Source organism: Microbulbifer maximicatervae (SeqCode), assembly GCF_052468295.1.
The window spans coordinates 1,302,455-1,326,799 of record NZ_CP174340.1 but is presented as its reverse complement, the minus strand read 5'-3'; the positions used below and the strand labels follow the sequence as shown (position 1 = coordinate 1,326,799).

Genomic DNA, 24,345 nt, shown 5'->3' with positions numbered 1-24,345 from the left:
CGGCTCTATTTCAACCATGTCTTTGAAAGCCGCTTTAAACGCTTGGAGGAACCCGTTGAGAAAGCAGCCAGTTGCATCTGCTCTTGCCGGCGTTCTTCAATCAACCTCTTGATTCTTGATGTACTCTCGAATCATCTGCTCATCAAGACCTACTGTACTCACGCAGTAGCCCCGAGCCTAAAAGTGCCTTCCTGTGAAATTTCTCTGCACATGCTTGTACTTCCGAAATATCTGGATCGCAGATTTCCCTTTCAGAAACCCAACCGTATTGGAAACACTTAACCTTGGAGGAATCATTAACAACATATGAATGTGATCCCTCATTGCGTACCCCTCGACCAACTCAATGTCTTTTTGACGACATAAGTCTCGGAATATTGCTCCAATCTCACGTTTCAATGCTCCAAATAACGTTTTCTTTCGATACTTGGGAACAAATACCACATGGTACCTGCAATAATGTTTCACGTGAGCTTGGCACTGCCAATCTCGCACATGGCCTCCTTAAAGAACTTGCCGGTTCATGGAGGTCATATTTTTACTCTGCACGCCGGAACGGCAGAGCCTTATCAAGTCTCACCGCCTGAGGCGGTGGTTTACCTATTTGTTAATTAAATGGTCCCACGGCATACGCCGTAGAACCATCAACCATTTATTAATTTTACAGCCAAATTCAATATCGATTTTTACTTTAAAACTCATTCTTTATCGCTCTCAAACTCAACCATGAACTCAACCAAATCAATAGCCGGCTTAAAACTATCAAAAATATTTATTGGTGTTTGAACCACTCCAGCATATACGGCTTTACCAAAAATTCCGGCATCAAATTTACTCGAATAAGTTGTCCATGCATGTGTCACATCAACTGCAGGCACAAATGGAATCATTGCATTTTTCTTATTAATTACATTTGGAACTCCAAAAGACACCCCTATTTTCAGTGAGTTCGCGCTACCTATCTGCTTCGCACCTTTCTTCTGTTGAATCATAGCGTGCTCCCATCCAAAAATTGGGTCTACAGGAACTTGCCTTGTCCGCAGAATAGAGCTGAATATACCTTTTGCGCCTTTCCCCCAAGTACTTTTGGATGCATCCCATTCAGTGCTAATAATGGTTGATTCTCCACCCTCCATGGCATATTCGGGGTAATCCACATCCGCAACAGTAGCAACCAATTGAGCTCCACCTTCAATCACCATCGAATTTAATGCTGCTCCAGATTCCCAGCCGGATGAGTAGAATAATTGCCCCGCTGAGTCCAAACCTACAAGTGAAAATTTACTACCAGCAAACGGCCCATATTGCAAATCTCCGGTCAGACCAATGCTCCCTGATCCTGGCTTATTATAATCATTCAGCCAGCCATCAAAATCATGCATTACTTCTTTAGACCATAAGAGTGCAGAGTCTAGTAAACTCGGCTCGACTGTGGGTAGACCAGTGCCGATACCTTGGTCAAGGTGCTTTTCTGCAGAGGATATTCCTACATTTTCGAAAATGATATTCTCTACACTACCCACCAACGCCTCTCCATAATCCACCTCATCCATTGGCGCTGGGCAGAAACCTATCTCCGTACGCTGATTATTAAGGGACTCTGCAACTACTTCGACACGGCTATCGGTCTCGGCCGTGTGCACAGCGGCGGGTTGGGATTGCAAGACGAGTTGCGTTTCGGTTTTAGTTTGCTGGGCCGTTTGAGCTACTTCGACAGCGTGCTGAGGCGCAGGCTCTGTTGCTTGGCCGACAGCCCTATCAGCAAGGGGCTCAACGGCGATCGGCGATTGGCGCACCGGTGCAGACAGGGCGTATCCCAGGTGGGAAACCGCAGCATTTTGTGCCACTGACGCGAAGCTGAATTTCTGATCCCATACGCTTGCATTTAGCGCTTCATTAATAGAAGTAGATAGAAGTGTCTTGGTCAGCTGCCAACCATCAGAGGCCTGGGTTAAGAAGTCCTCGGCATTATTCAGGTTTGCCGCGCCGTAGGTACGTGCTGCATAGCTCATCTCATACTCAAAGTTGCCATCCATTCCCCCTTGAATTGCACCACTAACCCCCGCCACGGCTACCGCGCCCCAGTTAAAGCTATGCTGGTCATCGAAGGCCATATTGATGCCTTGGCCAATCGCATTCTCTGTAATTGCGGCACCCACCTTATTGCCGGAGAGGAATCCTGATGTGCTGCCAATACTGCCCTCTGCACCCGATAAACTCCCCAGGCCCTCCATCACACCAAAAGTCACCATACTGGTCACACCGGCTTTGGCCACCCCACTCCAATCGAAGCCGCTCTGTAAGCCTACGGCCATACTGGCTACCTGCGTGGCAGAGGCAACGGCGGCTCCAGAGGCAAAGGCACCCGCCGCTCCGGCAACGACAGGACCTGCACCGGCAAGTGCACCCGATACCGCACCATACACCCAAGGCCCCAAAAAGATCGCGGCCACCACTGCAACCGCCAGCACAATCATCACGGCCAAACCACAACCATCGGAATCAACCGGTGGTGGTGGCGGTACATCTGGCAGGGTTGGGCTGATATCGCCCAGCTGTAGGCTGCCGTCTACAGGACGGAAGGTATCGGCATTGTTATGGATATTGGTGACTACATTGGGCAGTTCCAGGCGCTGCCCCCGGGTCAGTACTTCATCCCCACGCAGACCGTTGGCATCCGCCAGCAGGTACCACAGGCTGGAGTCTCCCCAGATCGTGGCCGCAATAGTTTGCAGGCTTTCACCGCCCTGGGCCTCGTAACTGGTATAGCTGGCGGCCGGGTAACTGGGGTTGATCGGCTGGAAGTTCTGGTCAAAGTCTGCCGATTGCACCGCCTGTACATGGTCGCCGTTGTCGTTTAGGTGGCGGTTGCCGCTACCGTCAGTTTCCGCCAGCGCTTTCACATAGTCGTAGCGGCTCGGTACCCGGTCATTACCCACATCGCCCACGGCGTGGCCATTGAAGTAATAGAAGTGACGCATCTCGCGACCGAGTGTAGTTTCCCCGCTATCGCGAATCTCTTCGCGCACCAGAGTGCGGCCCTCTTTATCGGTTACGTAAGCCCTGGCACTTTCATTGGCCACATCGTAGACCCGGCGTATATGTCCGTTGCTGTCATAGGTGTAGTAGGCCTCACCGCTCTCCCACTGGGCGCGCTGCTCCGGGGTGAGATCAGCGTTATCGGCGTTGATCACTACCGATTTAGTTTTGTAGGTGTCCCACTTCTCGTAACTGTTGTGCAAGGTGGTGACCGTGGGCGCCGCACCGCCTTCGGGGTATGCCCTGGTAATCGAGGTATCCACTGTTGCGCCATCACCGAGGAAGGTGTTGCGCATCCGCGTAACCTCATCGGTCGCCCGACCGCTGTCGTCATAGCGGGTCGTCTGGTAACCCAGTAGGGTGCCATCGGCATTGTGATGATTCTCGGTCACACTAAACAGGGTGCCATCCGAGTCATACTCGTAAGAGGCGGTCACCTGCCCTGCATGGTTATTGACTCGTTGGGCGCGCAAGACAAAGCCGCTGCCCTGGTCGATATGTACGGTGGTGACACGGCCATTGGCATCGTAGGCGTACTGCTCGCGAATGCTGCCATCACTGGCGCGCACAGCTTGATAACGCTGATCCAGGCCGTTGTAACTGATCGCGGTTCCACTCTCTCCCATCACTATCTGGCCGTCCTGGAATTCGCCCAGGGTCAGGGTAAAGCGGTTGTTCTTGTCGTAGGTGTAATAGAACGATTGGGTTTCCCCTTCGATAGTGCCGTCTAAGTTATCCACATAGCGGCCGTTGTAAACACTGCTGACACTGCGGCGATTACTAAAGGCATCGAAGGTGTAGTCGATCTGGTAGGCATTTCCGTATTCGTCATAGCCCTCAATGCTGACAATACGGCCCTGCTCATCGTATTCAGCGTTGCTGTGCTGATACACCACGCGTCCGTTGTTGTTATACAAGTCGTTAGAGCGGTAATAGAGCTCACCGGTGCGGTTGCCCGCCTTGTCATAGCGATACTCGGTCACCGCCGGCGCCACCGTATCCCCGACTGCGGCCTGGTCCCCATCGACCAGGCCGTTGTTGCCGTAGTCGAAGGTGCGGAACAGGTTGCCGTTGTGGTAATAGGTGTAGCGAATATCCTGGCTGTTCCGGTCCTCCCACAGGGCGTCGCCGCTCATACCGGTATTGCCTGTCTGACGCGACAGCCAGCCGGCATAGTTATAGGAGTATTCGATGCGGTGACCACCTAAGTCGTCGTGCCAGACCGCTTTGCCAAAGTAGTCGCTGACATCAGTAATCACGTCTTCGCGGGAGCTCTGGCTCCAATTGACCGCGACGGTACCGCCCATACCGGCTCTGGCCACCGAGGTGATATAGCCCCCCAGGCGCACCTGGATGGCGTCGTCCTGGGCCTGCTCGCCGCTGGCGGCGAGCACACTGCGCGTGACATAGTCACTCCAGGCGTAGGCGTAATCCGTCACCTGGCCGCTGTAACTTGTGTACTCCAATACCCGGCCGAGACCGTCGTAGCGATAGGTCTCCTGTCCAACTGTGCCGCTGGCACTGGCATCGCCCGTATTGTCAAAGCTGGAATTGAGCACATAGCGGGTGTCGCCGTAGAGGGCGTTGCGATGGCGGATGCGATTGCCAAACTCGTCGTAGTCCCACTCATCGTAGTAGGCGGAGGCGCCGTAGTTGTAGTCGATCGCCCGGCTGCTGTCCTGGAAGCGATTCATCCGCACCAGCTGGTTATTGGCGTCGTAGTGGTAGGCCACCTGATAGTAGAGCGCACCGGTACCGCTGCCGCGCTCGCCGGCCCGGTAGGCCAGTTGGCTGGTCCCCTTGAGGTTGCCGGCCTGGTCGAAGGCCTGGGTATCGTAGTCTCCCACCGCGTCCTGGCTGGCAACCAACAAGCCCGCAGCATAGTCCTGCAAGCTCACCTGCTCGTGCTTGATGTTGTAGTTGTCGACAGCGGTGCGGGTGGCGCTGCTGGCGCCTGCGGCGGCTTGCGCAGCCACTTTTTCCATCACCGTCTCGCCGTAAGCGTTAACGCCGTACACAGTGGCGGTGTGGGCGCGGAAATGGGTCATCTGCTCCGTGTAGACATCCGCCTCTGGTTTCAACTCCTGCACCACATTGCCGCGCTTGTCGTACTGGTACAGGGTGGCATTGCCATTGTTGTCGATAGAGGCCACGGTTTCGCCAAAGGCGTTATAACTAGCGTGGTGGGCAATCAGTGTCTCGTCATTGGCGGCACCAGTCAGTTGCAAGGCGATATTGCGGACTGCCTGGCGGTTATACATGCCCACCTGGGAGTAGAACACCGAGCTATTCGCGTCACCATCGGAACTGGCACTGCGGGTATAAGTATTTGTGTCAACAGTTTTCAGCACCTCGTTGGTGATATTGCTCACCGAGCCGCCACTGTCGTTATTAAATTGGCCTTTGGCGTGATTGAGCAAGGTCCCGGTCTGGTTGTTGCCGCTGTAGGCCCAGAGCTCGAAGTCGAGAGCGGTAGCACTGTTGTCCATATCTGAAGTGTCGACATAAACCCAATCCTGCCCGGTAGGTACATCGACCTTCCTCGTCTCGCCATCGGCCGCAAACGTGATGGACTCAGTGCCCGGCGGCAAAGCGTAGACCTTGACGCGTTCAGGCGAGGTATAAGTCGCACCACCGTCGCCGGCGTAATGCCCCCAGCTCTGGTCGTTAGTCTTCATAGACACGGAGATGGCAGGGTTTGGCCGGCTCTCTGTAACCGCTCGGTAGAAACCGGCAGCGATCGTAAAAGTGCCATTACCGGTGACGATAACCGTTGCCGAATTGCCACCTATGGATAGATTCAGCTCAGCGCCTGTCGCATCCCGCAACCCCGAGACCGTAAAAGTGATCTCAGCCTGCATTTCGTACATTCTGAGATCACCGTTGCCAGTCGGCTCAGAACCCAGAACAACACTTTGCACCGAATCATAGGTAACCGACACGTCACCATAAGCCTCTACCTGCCCCGGGTAACTGGCAGCGACGCTGCCCGGAGGCAGTCCATAGGTTGTCTCATTGGTAGCTAGCGAATCGGAATAACTCAAATCGATACTCTGACCACTGCCCTGCTTGGACGCCTTATAACCTGCTGAAAGCCAGAAAGTATTTACCTCCGGTAAATGCTCCAGGCCCACTCCTTCGCCCGGCAGGCCAAAGCTCCCTTCCTGTGTCGCCGCGCCGCTGCTGTAGAGGTCAACGGCGTGCAGCACCAGGCCATCTGGGGACAGGAAAGTCAGCGACAGCGAGTGCACCCCGGGCGCGAGGGCAATTTCCATGCCGTCGCTCCAGTCGTACTGGGTGTTGTCCATTACCACTGCGCCCTCGGCATTCTTTGCCAGCACCTGCACCTTGGCGGTGCTGCCAAAAACATCGGCTACATCCGCACTGGTGAGACTGAGGGTGTTATCTGCCAGGGCCCAATCCAGGCTGGGCATCAGCGCCAGGGGGTTATTCTGAGCGTCATCCAGGATATCAGCGGCCTCATCATCGCCGGCCTGCAGGAAATTACTGGTGACGTCGTAGTTATAACTCTGGGTGGTCACTACCACTTCGCGCCAGCCGTACTCGACGCCATCGTGGGACAGGGGTACAAAAACATGCAACTGTTCAACCACTGTGAAATGGATCGTCTGTACGGTGATTGTACGGCCGCTATCCAGGGTCACCTCACGATTGGTGACATATCTTAGGGTATCCTTTTCTATATACCCTCGGCGCGTCTCTTTGAGGCTACCATCAAATAGAAACTCGTCATTGCCAATTAATTCATCCAGGCCATGACGCTGCTCCGTAGTAAGATCCATGGCTTCAAATTCGAGCCGAGGGTCTCCCTCACTGAGGTAAAAAAGCTCATCGGTGTTGTCCAACCAGGAGTTGGCACTGTCCACCGCCTCGGCATCGCCGGGGTTGCTGGTATAACCGCGCCCCTCATCGTCGACAAAGTAAATACTGCTGCGCTCGGTTGTTTTACTGCGCGCCGCAGGTAAAGTGAGTACATGACTGGCAGCCAGACTAGTGCTTGCCGGCATGTCCTCGCTGCCCAGGTCCACCCACACGGAGCTACTACTGGAGTGGGTGGTCTCCCGATTGCGGACACCTACGGTCGGTACACTGCCACTGCTCTCGCCATAGCTAGCCTCGTTTTGGGTTTCGCTGCCGTCGTTGTCGACATTCCACCCCACATCCAGGTTCGGGTTGTCATCCGGGGTATCCAGCGGTGCCTCCACTACGGTGATCAGCTGATCTTCCTGGTCGTAAAGGCTGTATTTCCACTGGGTCTCACTCTGGGTGGTCTCGTTCAGCGCCTGCTGCACGGTGGTGACATCTTCCAGACCATCGTTATTGATGGCGGAGATTTCCAGCGTGGTGTTGCCGTTTTGGTCATACAAGTAGATGCGCGGGGTGCCATTGCCGCTGTTGGTTTTAAACAGGCGACCCAGTTCGTCGTAGACAAAGTACTCCTGGTACTGGTGCTCTGCGAAGCCCGTGCGGTTGGCGGTGTTGATACCCTTGCCAACAATCTGCCCGTGGGTGTTGTAGGCGATATCGTGCTGCACTAGACCGCCACCTACGGCCTGGTCGGCACTGCTCACTCGGGCGGTCTCGCGGCCCTGGGCGTCGTATTGCAGCCAGGTCACCACCTGGGTCTGTTGGTTGTCAATATCGGTTTGGTAGCTGGTCTGGTAGACCGCATGGCCGAAGGCATCGAAGACAAACTCCGTGGTGCCTTGGTAGTTGGCATCGCCGCGATTCTCCCGCGCATCGCGAGTCTCGGTGCGCACGCCCAGGGCGTTGTAGCGGTGGCTGGTCACCTGGTCGCCGTCGTTGTGCACTGTCTCTGCGGTGCGGTTGCCATACAGGTCATAGTGATAACTCACCGTGGCGCGCACGCGGTCGCCGCTGTAGTCGGTGTACTCCGCGCCCTGAGTTTGTGCCTGCTGGCCGAGGGCGTTGTAAGACACACTCTCCGTGCGGCTGTCGCTGGCATTTTCATCCCCGTCGTAGCGCACCGCAGTGTCTTGCAGGCCGGTTTCGTTATAGCCGTAGCGGGTCACCAAATCGCTGCTTACCTGGCTGCGACTCAGGGCGGTGCCCGAGTTGCTGATACGGGAGAAGGATTCGCCTTTGAGGCGCTCCTCCAATAGCAAGCCGCGGCCGCTGTAGACATACTCGGTGGTGCGCAGCTCTTCGTCATATTCCTCAGAAGTGAGGTTGGCAATCAAACCATCGCGATTGTCATTGTAAAGAGACTCCAGCCAGGCGTGGCGCGCCTCATTGTCGGCGGGGGCCCCGAGGCCATCAAAGTTGAGGGCCATGGCATAGCGGGTTTGCGCGATTACTTGGCCGAGACCATCGTAAACAGATTCAGTGACATAGCCGAGGCGGTCTACCACCAGCACTTGGTTGCCGGCGGCATCAAAGAGGGCAAAGCTGGGTTGGTCTTTGCCGTCGATCTGGATAATGCTGTTGCCATTGGCATCGTAACTTACCTGATACCCCTGGGTGCTGCCGTGGCTGAAGCCCTCTTGCAGCTCGCCCTGGTCACCGCTGGTGGAATCCGGGTCGACCAGGTTGTTGAGGTCAAAGAAGATGCCCTCGTCGCTTTCCGTTCTCACCAACAGGTTGTTGGCGTTGTAGTAGAAGTGCGTGCTGCGCCCGGTGGTAAGTTCGCGATCCTGTAGCGCCAGGGCATCGTGGCGCCAGTGCCCGGAGGCACTGTCGAGATCCAGTGCGGCTGCACTGCCGTCCCAGGTGCTGCCGTCGATGTGCAGGCGCTGGTCGTAGCGGACCTCCGTGGTGAGGTTCCCGGCGGCGGTATACACGTTAAACGTGAGGCCGCCATCGGCATCCAAAACCAGTACCTGCTGATCCAGGCGGTTGTAAACCGAGGCGACAGCTTGGATCTGGCCGTGCTGGGTGCCGGAGACACTGCCGTCGCTGTTGAGTGCGGCTCCACTCAGGCCGCGCTGGCCTTCGTAGACCTGGCGGCCCAGGGCGTCGTAGCGCACTTCGGTAACCTGGCGCAGGGTGACCTGGCCGATCGCGCCATCAAAGTCTGGGGTGCTCAATGCACTGTTGCTGGCAGCGGCAAACTCCGGTCCGATAGAGGTGATCATCCGGCTGCGGTGGTCGTAAGCCATCTCGGTGGTGCGCAGGCCCTGGGAATCGGTTTTCTCACTGGCGGCACTCACATCCCAGTAGCGCCCCTGAGTCATCTCCACCCGGTCAAAGGCGTTGTAGACATATTCGGTAATGGCGCGCACTTCTCTTGTCGCGGTGCTGTGGGCGCTCAGCGCTGCGGCAAACTGCGGTCCAGTTTCCTGGGTAATGCGCCCCTGGGCATCAAACTGGTAGTCGGTGCGGGCGCCGAGGGCGTCGATGGCCGCAGTGCGGTTGCCGGCGGCGTCGTATTCATAGCGGGTCTCACTGGCGATTGCCTGGGACGCAATCAAGTCGTAACCGTATTGCGTCGTCGAAAGTAGCTGACCCCGGTTGTCATAACTGTTGGTGATATAGCGGTCGCGCACCACATCCTGTTTGCCACTGAGCAGTGCGTCGAGTGCGGCGGCATCCAGTGCGGCAATATCCACATCGCCAGCAAGCTTCTCGGCGTAGCTGCGCACCGCCGTAGCCTGGCCAAAGGCGTCGTATTCATAGGTCGTTACGCCGCCATTGGGCAATACCTGGTGGGTGAGACGATTGTTGGCATCGTAGATAAAGATGCCGGTATTGCCGTTGGGGTCGGTGGTGGCGACGATATTGCCAAAGGCATCGAGCACCGAGTGGGTGCTGCTACCGCGGGCATCCACCTCAGCCACTTTGCGCCCCAGTTGGTCGTGCTCCTGGGCGCTGACATAGATCTCGCCTCTCGGGCTGACCAGGGTCGCCAACTCATCGAAGTGGTTGTAGCTGAAGTAGGTCGTGGCGATGCGCTCGTGCCGACCGAGATCAGCTTCACCGAGGGTGGCGCGATTGGCAATGGTGCCACTCTCGGCGTCTGGCAGACCCGCCGTCTCCTCTACCAGCCGCCCCAGGGCGTCGAAGCCGCGGTAGGTCACCCGCTGCTCGGGCAGCCCCTTGGCCTCGATCGTGAGCCAGGTTTCACCGAAGGCGGTGTAGCGCTGTTCAGTCATCACATCGGCACTGTCAATGGTGAGGACCACTTCACCACGGGCCGAATAGGTGTAGCGGGTCGAGCGATCCTGGGCGTGTGCCAGGGCACCGGTATCGATACTACTGGGTTCGCTATTCAGCGGGATCGCCTGGCTGTAATGGGTCTCGGTCAGCACCTGGCCCAGGGCGTCGTAGTTCCAGGTGGACAGATAGCCCTGTGAGCCATTGCGCGGTACCAGTTGATGGGTCAGTCGACCGGCGGCATCGTAGCTGAGGTAGGACTTGTAGCCGAGCTGATCGGTGATCTCAGTGCGGTTGCCCAGAGCGTCGTAGCCGTAGTACTCGGTAAAGCTGCTGAGTCCGCTGCCATTCCAAACTTGCTCAGTGATGCTGGTTTTGCGTCCAGCGCTGTCGTACTGGGTAACGAACACTTGGTCGGTGGCGCTGCTGCTGCCAATAGACAGATCTCCAGCGCGCAAGCTACCCCAATCGGCGACAGCGGGTACGCTAATTCGGTTGGCATAGCGGATAACCGTCTCGCGGTTATCGCTGTCGCTATAGCGAGTCTCGGTCACATAACCGAGGCTGTCGACACTGTGGGTGCGGCGCCCGCTGGCATCGTAAATAAAGAGGCTGCGGCGATTGTTGGCGGCATTGGGGTCCAGGTCTGCGGTGGTCTCACTGGCCAGGGCAATGGCCCGGGCGTAGGTGATCTCTCCGGCCACTTCCCCACGGGCGGTGTACAGGGTCTCGGTCACATAAGCGTACTGGGCCCCATCCCGCTCAAAGACCTGCAAGCGGTGGGTCTGGCGACCGGCGGCGTCGTATTGGTAGCGGGTCTCCCGATCCAGGCTGGTATCGCGCACCAGGTCGTCGACACTCTCGGTAGACGGATTGATTTTGTGCGCATAGCGGATCTCCGCACTGACGCGCCCGGCAACATCGTAGCGGGTCTCGCTCACCTGACCCAGTGAGTCAATGGTGTAGGTGAGCTGGCCGTCGCCATTGTAGATATAGCGGGTGCTGCGCTGGGCCACGCCACTGTCGAGCAGTGCGGCAATCGCCTCGGGGGCGGCGCCACTGGCGATATTCGCCGGCAGGTCTGCGCTGTCTAGGAACGCGCCGTACTGCACCTTGCCAACCAATTCGCCGGCCGCGTTGTACTGGCTCTGAACCAGGGTGTACTGCGGGTTGTCCGGGTTGCCACTGGCGGAGAGGGTGTATACCGCGCGGCCTTCGGCGTCGTATACCGTATAGCTGGTATGGCCGAGGGCATTGGTCACGGCGGTGCGATTGCCATCCCGGTCGTACTGGTAGTGAGTTGCGATGGCCAGCCCATCCGGGTCGACCGTTTCACTTTGCACCCGTCCCAGTTCGTCGTAACTGTACACTCGGGTGCGGGTGTAACTGGCGGTGCCCGCCACGCCGCCGCTGAGATAACCCTCGCGCATCTGCAACAGGTTGCCCTGGCCGTCGTAGTCAAACTCAGTGAGCAGGTTGAGGCCCGAGTTATCGCTGCTGGCATCCACGATCACCCGCACCACGCGGCCGTTGTGATCGAATTCCGTGCGAGTCACGCTGCCACTGGCATCCACCGTCTCTTCAAAGCGGTGGCCGTAGCGTTGGGTCGTGGTGAGGTTGAGCCCACCCACATCCTCGGTGCGGGTCAATACCCGCCCCTGGGGGTCGTAACGTATCTCGGTGCGCACGCCGCGCTCATCCAAAGTGGCGGTGAGCTGACCTGCAGCGTCGTATTCACTGCGACGCGCCTCACCCAGCCCATTCTCGGTACTGACCAAGTTGCCCTGGGTGTCGTACTCATAGCGCGCCTGGCGGTGCCAGCTGCCATTGGCGTAAAGGGAGACCTCGAGGGTTTCACCGTGAATGGTAAACAGCGTTTCGGTGTGCACCCCCTGTGGAGTGGTCATTTTCTGTGAACGGCGCACATCGTCATAGCTATAAATAGTGGTGCGATTGAGCGCGTCGGTGCGGGTCAGGACGCGGCCGTAGGCGTCATAGCTCAGCTGGGTGCTCTGCCCCAGCGCATCGCGCTCCTCGACCACCTGCCCCAGGCGATCATAGAAATACGCGCGCTGGTTGCCCCGCGCATCCGCAGTCGCCTGTACCTGGCCGAAGGCGTTGTACTCACTGCTCGTGGTCACCGCCGTATAGGCGCCGTAACTCAGGTGCGTACTACTGGTCAGCACTTCACCGCGGCGGCTATAACTGAAGTCCGTCTGCGCAAAGCGGCTGTTGGCCCGGTCGATGGCCTGGCTGAGGTGGGTGCGCTCGCCGAAGGCGTTGTAGGTAGAGGTGCTGGTAAAACCCTCGCCGTCTGTGCTGTTCATCAGCAGGCCGCGCTGGTTGTACTCGCTGCTGGTGACGGTGTCCCCATCACTGGCGAGTCCCTCGACCAAGCTGTCCAACTGCGCTGCATTGCCATTCAGGTTCAAGCTGTGCAGCAGGCTGTCGCTGAGGCGATTGGCGTACTGACGGCTGCGGGTCAGCTCGCCAAACACACTGTAAGCCAGCTGGCTGACCTGCCACTCCAGGGTCTCCGAGCCCGGTTTGAACACCGGCGCAATGGTATATTTCAGTTGCCCGTCTTCGGTGTAGGCATAATAGGTGGTGTAACCGTTGGCATCGGTACTGGACAAGCGCCGCCCGGCGGCATCGTAGCTGTACCCTTTGACCTGCCGCCCCAGGTGATCCCACTCACCGGTCACCCGTCCGTGTACATCGTACTCCCAGTGGGCGTCGCGAGCGGCGCTGTCATTGGCGCTAAAGGTCGCATCGCCCTGGTAGTTGTCCAGGTAATTATCCAGGATCGAGCCGGAAGTTATCGCGAGACCACTGCGGCTGCTCTGCAGCTGGCCGTCGGCGGTATAGGTGAAGTGACTGGTATTGCCGTAGACGTCGGTGCTGTGGGTCACCTGGTTGCGGCTGTCGTAGCGCCACTCGCTCACCTGGTCGTCATCACTGCTGACCAGGCGCCCAGTGGTCTCGGTGGTAACTTCCAGGGTGCCTATACGACCGCTGCCGCGCACCAGGAACACGCCGATATTGAGCAGCTCCACATCCGGGTCCAGGGAGGCCAGATCCGCCTGTAAATCTCGCTCGAAGGCGTGCCAGTTGCCATCCAGGTAGCTGGCATCCAGGGGGAACTGGTAGTAGGGAGTTCCCGAGGAGGAGTAATAGATCCCCGGGCTGGTCACCTGCGAGCTGTACTCGATAAAGGCATAACCCTTCGAGGTCTCCACCGAAAAGAAGATCCGGCTGGGGGCACTGAGGTTCATCTCGAGACGCACACTGGCACTACCCTCGATATTCCACTGCTCGTGCGCCGCGTTCTTATACAGTTTGAAGCCGTCGTTAGTGCCCGAACCGGAAAGCTCCACCACTTCCCGCTGCATACGAATATCGTACACCTTCTCTATCGTGGCACTGCCGGAGTTCTGGGCGTAGATATCCCAACTACCCAGATCCAAATTGTCTTCGTTAAAACGGTGTTGGATAAAATTGAGGCCCTTGAGGGTGAGGCGCGAAGCATCGCCGTTCACCGCATCGAGTGCGTTGTCGAGGCCGTTGAGTGCGCTGGCGTAACGAATGGTTTTAACCCGGTTGCCGGCGACATCGTACTGGTGCTCGGAGAGGTAACCCTCTGCATCAATCTCGGCAACTTCGCGACCCTGGGCGTCGTAAATCCAGTAGCTGGTGCGGTCATTCTGCGCGTCCACCACCGGGCGCAGGGTCTTCAGGGTACCGCTGTTCAGCCAGTGTGCGCTCTCGCTATAGCTGGCCACCCGGTTGGCATAGCGGGTGGTTGCCACCAGCTGGCCTGCGCGATTGTAGCGATACTCAGTGAGATAGCCCTCCTGGTCCAGTGTGCCGCTGACCCGTCCCGCCTCATCGTAAAAAGTGCGGCTGATACGGGCATCGGCCAGGTCCACTCCACTGGCCGTGGCGCTGAGATATTGGGTATAGCTGTCGCCGGGAGCGAGGGTAAAGCGGCCCTCGCCGCTCTTGCTCACAGCAACACCATCCACATCCAGGGTGTAAGACAGGCGGTATTCGTAGACACCGCTGCCATAAAAGTCCTTGTCCAGCTCCACCGTGCCATTTTCTGCATCCACCGGCAGAGTGACCCACTCACCCTCGGGCAGTGAGCGAATGGATAGCTCCATCCCACTGGCGCTGTAGGACGGGTCCAGGGCCAGGGTTAGACGGGGGTTTTCCACCATTTGCAGCTGCCGCCCCACCTGCTGTTGGAAGGGGTCATCCACCAGGCTGGTGCCATCGTTGTAGTAACGGGTCACCTGCACGGTGTAATCGCCGTCGGGCAGCGTGGCGCCCATCAGCAGGTTGAGGCGGCCGGCAAAGGAGCCATCGCGCAGGGTGGCGGGATCAATCCAGGTTTGCACGGGGGCGCCGATGGCCGTGCCGGTGGCATTGTCGATCACCACCGCTTCCATATAGGCGATCGCCGCCGCCTCCTCGGCACTCAGGTAGCCCTCAACGGCATAGCCCTCCGCAGTGCTGCGGTGGTAGGTGGGCATTTCCCAGGTGGCCGGGGTAATACCGCTGTCGTTGGCGGCGAAAGTCCCAGACAAACTGCGCAGCAGGCGATCGTTGTCTCCGTAGCGATTGCTGTCCAGGCGATTAGTACCAATCTCAATGGTGCCGATACGGCCGCTGCCGCGCACTAGGAAAGCATCCACAGACTCCAGCTCAACATCTGCATCCAACTGCGCGATATCCGCGCGGATATCCCGCTCAAAGGTATGCCAGTTGCCGTCTAGGTACTCCGCCCCCAGGGGAAGCCTGTAATAGGTTATGCCGCCGCCGCTAACGTACATTTCGGGAGCGGAAATATCCGAGCGATACTCGACATAGGCGGAGCCCGCTGAGGTCTCTATGCGGTAGTAAAGTACGGCGGGAGCACTCAGGTTGATCTGGGCACTCACCGTACTGGCATCAGTAACCCCAAAACCCTGGTCAAGGGTGTTGCTATAGAGCCTGAAGCCATCATCGATTCCCTGAGCGGAAATCTCGACCACCTCCCGCTGTAAATAGCTGTCGTAAACCGTACCGAGCGCCGCCGTTTCCGAACTATTACTGTAAATATCCCAGTGGTCCAGATTGAGGTTGTCGGCGCTGTTGTAGGTGTAACCGACATAGTCGGTAACACCATCCCGGTAAGTGACAACCCGATACTCGTAATCGCCGCTGAGATCATTCCCCAGGTTAGCACTGAAGTGGTCTCCGTTTTGCTGCACGGCCACCCGCTGCCAGGGATTTTCGCCACTGACAGGGGTATCGGTCGTAATTTCTACGGTGCCGATACGGCCGTTGCCACGCAGAGTAAATTCGTGGAAAGCCTGTATTTCTTCAGTGGGGTCCAAATAGGCAATATCGGCGAGGATATCCCGCTCGAAGGTGTGCCAGTTGCCATCCAGGTATTTATCATCAAGGGGGAAGGTATAATAAATATAGCCGGAAACCACTTGAATATAGGGTTCTGTGGCTTCTGAATCGTACTTGGCATAGGCGATACCGCTGGCGGCCTTACTGCTGTCCAGCTTGTAGTAAATTCGATATTCACCTTCACCAGCATATTGCATCTCAACGCTGGCATTGACCCCATCGGCAATATCCCAAGAATCCCTATCGGCATTTTTACTGAGCGAAAAGGCATTATTGGCACTATCACCGGAAGTCTCCACCACCTTGCGCTGTAACTGGGTGTCGTACACCTCCGTCACGGTGGCTCCCGCCGGGCTAGAGTCAGAAACCCGCCACTGTTTCATATCTAGGTTATCGCCGTTGTTATAAGAGTGACGTACAACATCACTCCCCCCAACCCGGCGGTACTCCAGGTAGGTGACTTCATCGGCTTCACCGAGGGTAATCGCACCGATACGGCCACTGCCGCGCACCAGGAAACGATCGACCTCTAACAACTCAACATCCGGGGCCAGAGTAGCGAGATCCTGGCGCAAGTCACGCTCGAAAGCATGCCAGTTGCCATCCAGGTATTGGCTGTCTAGAGGGAGGTTATAATAAATAGTCCCCGACTCAGAAACTTCAGTAAAAGGACTGGAGATAAAGGGGTTATATTTTAAGTAGGCACCCCCCTCCGAAGTCTCAATCCAAAAATATAAGTAAGTATCCCCCTGCAAGTTAACTTCAATACGGGCCTGAGCGCTGTCACTAATATTCCATGCTTCGTGCGCGGCATTTTTATGTAACTTAAACCCATTACTTGTCCCCGTACCGGAGAAAGCGACGACATCCCGCTGCAAGAACTCATCGTAAACCCGATCAATGGTTGCACCGGCTGGAGTGCTGTCGTAAATCTCCCAGCTATTAACATCCAGGTTTTCACCGCTATTCAATACATGGCGAGGAATATTGAGCCCACCTGACTGAGCGGAAAAAACCGAGTCAATTTCTACAGTGCCGATGCGGCCACTGCCGCGCACCAATAACTTATCAATAGCCTGAATATATTCATTTGCATCGAGGGAATTGACATCCGCACGGATATCCCGCTCAAAGGTGTGCCAGTTACCATCTAAGTACTGATCTTCCAATGGAAATTTATAATAAATTGTACCGCTAGAAGATACCGCAGCTTCAGGTTCTGTAATCCCAGAGTGATATGTCGCATAGGCAACCCCATTGCTAGCAAGACTACTACCTAACTTGTAAAAGAGAGCAAGGTCTCCTTCACCTGAGTGTTGGATCTCTGTGCGAACCACACCACCATCGGTAATATTCCAACTTTCTCCAGCCGCATTTTTACTCAGGTCAAAACGGTTATCCGTACCATTGCCTGAGAATTCCACTACCGAACGCTGTAATTGTGGGTCATAAACTTGTGTGAGCGTAGCTCCAGCAGGATCATTATCACCTACCTGCCATTGCCCCAAGTCGAAATTATCAGCCGTGTTATAACGGTAGCGGGAAAAACTCTGTGCGCTCAGCCCCGCATCGGACCAATTGACAATATCTACCCGACCGATACGACCACTACCGCGCACAAGAAGATTATTAATACTCTGTATTTGTTCATCGGGGTCCAGAGAGGCCACATCCGCAACAATATCCCGCTCAAAGACATGCCAGTTGCCATCCCGGTACTGGGCCTCCAAAGGGAAGCTATAAAAGATCGAACCGCTGGTAGCGCTTATCGATATAGAGGGACTGCTAACGCTTGAGGAATAGGAGACATAGGCAACCCCGTTGCTTGCCTTACTACTAGTCACTGTATAATAGAGGCGCGTATGCTCTTCACTGGAAAATTGAATTTCAGTGCGAACCACGCGACCATCGGTAATATTCCAGGAATCCCCGGCTTCATTTATTCCCAGTTTAAATCCATTATCTGTACCAGTGCCGGATACCTCCACCACCGAACGCTGTAACTGCGAATCATAAACTTGTGTAACAGTCGCCCCTGCGGGACTAGTGTCATAGACACTCCAGTGATTGATATTAAAACTATCTTCACTGTTAAAGGTATGACGGGAGTAGCTGTGGGAACTCAGGTTGGGATCAGACCAGTGAATCACCCGGTCTTGGGCCGGTTGCTCACCGATCTCGACAGTAAAGGGCTCTTTGCCGACGGTGCTGTCATCGTCGTAATACAGGGTCAGGGTGACACGGTATGCCTGGCCCGGGGGCAAGTCACTGCCGACCGATAAATTTACTTCGCCATTATAACTGCCATACAACTGGGGCCAGGTCTCTGCGCTGGAGATCAATTGGTTATTTTGATCGCGCACTTCGGCAACGATTTTTTGCAGGGCCGGGCTGGAACCAATTGTCACCGGGTAACCAATAATCCCTACCCCCGTGTCTTCCTGTAGAGAAACGGTGGTGTACTGGAAATCAAAATCACTGGTTTTCGCGACCCCTTTATCTACTGTGAGTGTCGGATCGCCAATCGTTTGCTTTACTGTTTGCCCGTCTTTCTCGTAGCGAATTCGGAAATGGTAGTTCCCCTCAGTGATACTACCCTCATCCACATCGCCGAGTACGACTTTTAAATCGCTCCCTTCGTCATTGACCAAGACACTGCGCCAGTCGCCGGGGCTATGTTCATATTCAAAAATAACACTGGTGCCCTCGGGGCGCGAACTCGCGGGCCAGCGGAATTCGGTGGGGTGATACTCAGTTTGATCCCCTATCTCGTAGTCAAAAGTATTCGTGTCGATTTCATCACCACTCAAATCATAAGTGGTGACTTCTACTTCATAGCGACCATTCTCCAGCTCACCGTCTTCGGACAGGTTAAGAAAACCGCTAAAGGTACCATCATTTTCTTCAACCCAAGCCACATAATCTGCGGGAACAGCGGTGCTACTGGATACCAGATCGCCACTGACCTTATCCCGCACTCGCACCTCAACACGCTTAATTGTCTCGGCATCATTACGACTAAAGTAGTCGGTAACACCTGAGGCGTTTGTCTGAGTGATATAACGGGTGGAGTCAAACTCAAAATCAGCATCCACAGAGCTGTTATTATCGGAAGTACCACTTTTATCTATAGTAAAAGTATCAGTACTACTTCCCAGAAGGATTAGCTCGCCTCCCGGCTCGTCCGACTGTTTATAAAATTTGATTCGGAATTCATAGTCACCGTTATCTAGCACATCGAGCGTTACCTGTTGATTAGCACCTTCATCCACATCATAGGGTGCAGCGCTTATCCAGGGGTTCGCGTCAGAATTAGTGCGACGGTATTCAAATTCCACATCAGTGGATTCGGGCTGAATAGTAGATGCCCACTTAATTTTGGTACGATCATAAGAGTGTTGTGTGCCCTGCTCATAATCATAAGTAACAGTCTGAATTGAACCATTTTCCAAAAATATCTTCAGGGTAACCGTATATTTCCCATCGGGAATCTTAGCCCCAATCCGCAGATTGACGATTCCGTAACTGTCCCACTTATAAATTTCGCCGGCATTCGTAGTAGCTCTATAGCTAGTAGAACTATCTTCTACGTCCTCCGTGGTAGCAACAATTGTTTTCACATTGTCGACACTCAGTCCGGTGAGTGCAGAAGAGTTACTAACCCACTCCCTTTGTGCATAAAAAACAACGTCTTTGCCTATCTGGTTACTATCACTGGTACTCTGGAAAGTTCCTACCCCTACATTTTTCGCTTTATCATTATGTGAGTAGGAAATTTTAAAATCGTAATAATCGAAGAGACTACCATCAAATGTGACCCGATTTTTATGAGAGCCAAAGGTCGTAATAGTTTTTTCCGAATATTCGCTATCGCTACTACCGCTCTTCTTATATTCAAAAACGGTAGGATGGTTCTCACCGGTAGAGGGATCAGTCCACTCAACCCATGAGCCAACATTAAAGGACTTTGTCGAGGTATAATGATGTAAATACTCTGTCGCGTCGATACCAATTCCATCTTCACTACTAAGCTCAGGGTCTTCAATACTGTCATATCCCCCTGGTGGAGGAGTAGGCCGATATTTAAACACCTCTTCTAGCGTAACTTTAACTTCATAACTTCCTGTTGGTAAATTATCGCCATAGTGATCTGTGAGCTTAATACTACCGTCGAAATCACGGCTAGTGGAGGTGTAACTAAAAGTATCGTTATAGCCACTAGGGAGGCTCTCACCGTCATTGCGACTAACCTCCACAGTAATCTTAAAATGTTGGAAAATTTGAGGATAATTCGTTCCAGTCCTAGCACTAGCACTTGAGAAAGCGTCCGCCGCTAACGCAGTGCGGCTAGAGCTAGCACTAACCTTTGTATGCTGGCGATAGACATCCATATCCTCGGTAGATGTCAATGCACTATCAACATTGCGCAGCGCTCTACCATCAAATCTCATCCCAGCAGGGGGCTCTGCGGAACGACTGGAGTGCACATTAAGAACACTCACCCGATGGTTTTCAATAGCCGTATATTCCTCGGCCACAATCGCGCTGCTGGCATAGGTATAGGGCTGTACCGGTGCACGGGTATAGGCGGTGGTAATTGCGCTGCCACTGACCGATTCTGTCTGGGTATTTTCCACTCGCTGGTAAACAGTGCCGTACAACGTGTAATCGTTACGGGCGGTGCGTGTGCTGGGACTGCTATCCAGATCGACACTGCCTATATAACTGGCGGTGTCGCGCTGGTTAAACCCTGGACTATCTGCCTGGGCATAGCTCTGCACCGGCTCCACCCAGTGAGTGGCACTGCGGCTGGCAACTGTGAGACTGGCATCGTTGGAGGCATATTTTGCCTCTAGCGAATCCGTCGTTTCTGCAGCGGGGTCTTCAATATAAAGATTATATCGGGTGCTGCTCAGCACCTCGCCCTGGGCGGTGTACAGGGTTTCACTCAGGTAGCCCTCTGCATCGACAAAGAAGCGCACCCGGTCGGCATCATCATAGTATTGATAAGTGGCGCGGTCGGCGCTGCTATTGGCCGCCGGACGCAAATCCTCCAGGCTGACACTCTCCTCAATACCGACCAGGGCATCGCCGTCTTTAATCAGCAGGCTCTGCAACTGGGTGCCACTCACCGGGGTGCTGTAGTGCGTGGTTTGTATTTGCCGCCCCTCGGCATCGTAGTGGAATTCCGTAATTGCGCCCGAGGCACTGATCACCGCCACCATCTGTCCTTTATCATCGTAAAGGCTGTGGCTGACGGCTCCGGCGGCATCCTGAGTGGCCCGAATGCGCCCGAGGTGATCGTAGAAATACTGGACCTGCCCGCGAGCACTGAGGCCCTCGCGGGTATCGTGATAGACCTCACTAATCAGGCTGCCGTTGGTGGCGTAGGTGCGGGTTACCTGTAAACCATTGGCATCGGTACTGATAATCTGCGACTGAGCGTCATTGTAAATACTGGCGCTGGTGTAACCCTTGGCATCGGTACTACTGAGCAAACGACCGAGCCCGTCATAGACATAGCTGGTTTTATAACTGGAGGAATCAGCACCTGTGCCGCGGGGGTCCACGGTATGCAGCAGTTGGCCACGGGCATCATAAACGGTATAGCTGGTGGATTCAGTACCATCGAGAACGCCGTCCCCATTCACATCCACGGTACTGTAATCAGTAACGCTATAGACCTGACCGCGGAAGTCCAAACGGGTATCACTTCTGCGCGTGGCATTTTCTAGTTCGCTACTGAGTATGTCCGCCTGGGTTTCCTGCGCCCAGGTATTCAGGGCACTGAGACTAAAATCGATATCGTAACTGACACTTGCCTGGGTGTAGGTATCCACCAAGAACTGATCAAAGTAGCCGTGGTGCAAGTAGGTGATACTGCTGATAGTGCGCGCGGTAGCGGTTGCGTCGTCGTAGCGGGTCTCTTGTACCGTGCCGTCGTGGCCTACCACATAGCGCAGGCGCTGCATGTCGTCGTAAACATAGTGGGTTACCCGGGGGTCTGCTGGCATTTCCTCGCCATCGCCATCGGGGTCCGGTTGCAAGTAGACCGTTTCCTTAATCAGCTGGTTATAACTGTCGTATTCCCGCTCGAGCGTATTGCCCTGCCCGTCGCGCAGCAGGGTTTGATTGCCGCGACTGTCATATTCGTAAACCGTGGTATTGCCGCTGTGATCAGTTTTTGAGGTTAAATTACCTTCATCGTCATAACTGTACTGGGTACTCTCGCGCACGCCATTTTGGTCTGCAGGGGCTTTTAATTCGATAACCCGTCCGGCGCCATCAAAAACCAATTCCGTTTGCGGCCCAATCCAGCTGCTGGCATCGGATTCGGGGTTAACCACTTGAGTAATTTTGGTGGTGTTATTTTCCAGGTCATAGCTATAGGTGGTGATACGCCGATCGCTGCCATCCAACTCTTCTGCAAGACCGGAGTTAGAGTGGCGACCACTGCGCACTTCACTGACCCGATAATCTCCCAGGCCGTCGACATCGACGTACATAAACACCATGTAGCTGCCATCGCTTTGCTCAATCGTGTGAACGCGATTACTGCTGCCGTCATAGGTGTATTCGGTACGGTATACATTGCCATCGGCAATGCTGTTATCTTGTGGGGTTAAGTCAACGGTTACTGAGTCCAGCCGCCCCTGACTGTCGTAGCTGTAATACAGCCGCTGCTGAGCAGCGCCATCGGTGCTAACACTAACACCGGTAACTTTACTGCCGCTGTAGCTAATGGTGAAACTCTGCCCAGCCGCATCGGTGATGCTATCGACCAAGCCGCTGCTGTTATGACCAAAAACCAGTTGCCGGCCCTCGGCATCCACGCGGGCCACCATTTTCCATTCGCCATTAACCTGACCGTATACTTCTTCACTGCGACTTGAGCCCTCACGCCAGACCCATTGATTGCTGCCACTGTCATAAATGATTTGGTCGTGGGCACCGGCGCCGTCACTTGAAACATAGGCCTGTTGATGGGCATCAAACTGGTAAATTGTTTCTGAGCCATCACCACCGATACGGGTAACCTGGCTACCCGTCTGCCCGGGACTGCCAATCAGGTTGATCAGCTGGTTGGAAAAATTGAAGCGAAAACCGTCGTTGTTATCACCATCCATCTGCCCTTGGCTGTTGTAGGTGCGCAACATGGACAAGTCGAGGCCAGCTGCCGCTACAAATTCATCTTGTTGGCGCAAAACCAGGTTGCCGGTTGAGGCGTTCACATAAACAGACTCACGCCCCTGACCAAAACTCGCTGAACCGATACCGGTCTTTGTACTATTGAAAAGACCCAGTACGTCTCCGCTGATAATAGCAACCATAGAGATTCCCCAAAAACTATTCCATTTGACTCTGTCGCGGCATCTACCACTGTGGGCCACTTTATCCGCGTCGCTTTAAATACATATCCATCAGATTGGGGGAATCGTGCAGATATTTTTTTATTTTATTCTTAAAAGCTCAAAATACATTGATTTCATGACTTGCTAGCTAACTTAACGGACAACCTCCACAAGCAGTGATTTTAATCACATACATCTCAAAGAATGAGAATGGAACTAATACGAAGCACCAGAAAAGGAGGATTTAAGACAAATTTACATACCTAATTGCCATTCAGAGAATGCTCCCAGAATATTTTCATGTGAACATGTAAAATAGGCTTGAAAGTGAGGAATCGAGACATGCGACAAGAGATCCATAGCCACTTAGATACTGCCGAGCTCTTACACTGCGCCTTGGAAGCAAGTCGTACAAAAGACCATGACAAAGCAATTGAGCTACTTAAGCGTTGCCTTTTACTCGAGAAGCAACCGGCAACACATTTACTCCTTGCCGCAGAATATGCTCAGATAAAATTTTTTGATCGCGCCATCGAAGAAATGCAGATGAGTATAGAAATGGCCCCCACTTTATGGGTGGCTCATTTTCAACTGAGCCAAGTTTATTTAGTCACTCAGCAAATTGAGAAAGCTAAGAACATCTGGCAACACTTGGCTATCACGCCGAATACTCCTAAGTACTTTCAACTATTTTCTAATGGGTTACTGGCAATAATAGAAGAGCAAACTCAAAGTGGTCTTGATCTGCTAAGGCAAGGAATGCAGTCCAACACAGAGAACCCGGCCCTAAATTCTGATATCGAACAAATTATCCAGGTAGTAACGGAAACAGCCAAAGAAGAAAAAAGTGTTGCCAAGGATAGCGATGCAATAAATAAAATGCTCCTATCACAATATGGAGCCGGCCAGCCAATATGAAGCTTGACAACAGGTTCAACAACCGAGCTTACCTCGCGGGGAGATCTTCGACACCCAGCAGGTCGGCACCACAACAAAAAGCAAACATAGAAAACGTTAGCGGCAACCCCTCTGAGGCCCCTCAGGGAGTAAAAGCATTTACAACGCAAGAAATTATTGAACTTCAGCGATTGGGGGGAGACTTGCAAAAGCAAAAAGAGACCATGATCAGTATCATTTTAACTAGAGAGTTTTCTCACAGGGTACCGTCAGAAGTTTTGCAAGATATGATCCACTCTGCATTTAACAAAGCCGGAAAAAATGAAGCCTATCAATATAAGCTGGAGAAGCTCATATTAGAAATTACACAGTAATTTGTCGCTTCTACTTAAAGCCACATTAAATTTTAAGATACGGTCAGTAAGTGGTGGCCAAGATACAGAAAATTGAGGCAATAAATAGCCCCCCGAAAAATAATCAAGCTGTATAGCGCCCAAGATCAGCACCTTGAGCACTAACA

At 54.4% G+C, this 24,345-nt stretch carries 3 protein-coding genes and 1 pseudogene; 2 read left to right on the top strand and 2 right to left on the bottom strand.

From position 1 onward, the window contains the following. Positions 1-96: 96 nt before the first annotated feature. Together tnpA and ACJJIQ_RS06190 are read right to left on the bottom strand one after the other, a co-directional pair. A pseudogene (gene tnpA / locus ACJJIQ_RS06195) lies at positions 97-495 on the bottom strand (IS200/IS605 family transposase). Between the two features lie 203 nt (positions 496-698). Next, complete coding sequence (locus ACJJIQ_RS06190; protein ID WP_445364037.1) at positions 699-22,907, bottom strand: hypothetical protein; 22,209 nt, start codon at positions 22,905-22,907, stop codon at positions 699-701. A gap of 363 nt (positions 22,908-23,270) precedes the next feature. Here ACJJIQ_RS06190 and ACJJIQ_RS06185 point away from each other — a divergent pair, with 363 nt between their 5' ends. Both ACJJIQ_RS06185 and ACJJIQ_RS06180 read left to right on the top strand, forming a co-directional pair. After that, positions 23,271-23,846 carry a tetratricopeptide repeat protein gene (locus ACJJIQ_RS06185; RefSeq protein ID WP_445364036.1) on the top strand — a complete coding sequence of 192 codons (576 nt, stop codon included), beginning with the start codon at positions 23,271-23,273 and terminating at the stop codon, positions 23,844-23,846. Then, positions 23,843-24,199 (top strand): hypothetical protein, encoded by a 357-nt coding sequence (locus ACJJIQ_RS06180; RefSeq protein ID WP_445364035.1) that lies wholly within the window; start codon positions 23,843-23,845, stop codon positions 24,197-24,199. The genes ACJJIQ_RS06185 and ACJJIQ_RS06180 overlap by 4 nt, the downstream gene beginning before the upstream one ends. Positions 24,200-24,345 lie beyond the last annotated feature (146 nt).

Bases quoted from the DNA above. Each gene is read 5' to 3' on its own strand.
- ACJJIQ_RS06190 (WP_445364037.1), bottom strand. From the start codon at position 22,907: ATGGTTGCTATTATCAGCGGAGACGTACTGGGTCTTTTCAATAGTACA.
- ACJJIQ_RS06185 (WP_445364036.1), top strand. From the start codon at position 23,271: ATGCGACAAGAGATCCATAGCCACTTAGATACTGCCGAGCTCTTACAC.
- ACJJIQ_RS06180 (WP_445364035.1), top strand. From the start codon at position 23,843: ATGAAGCTTGACAACAGGTTCAACAACCGAGCTTACCTCGCGGGGAGA.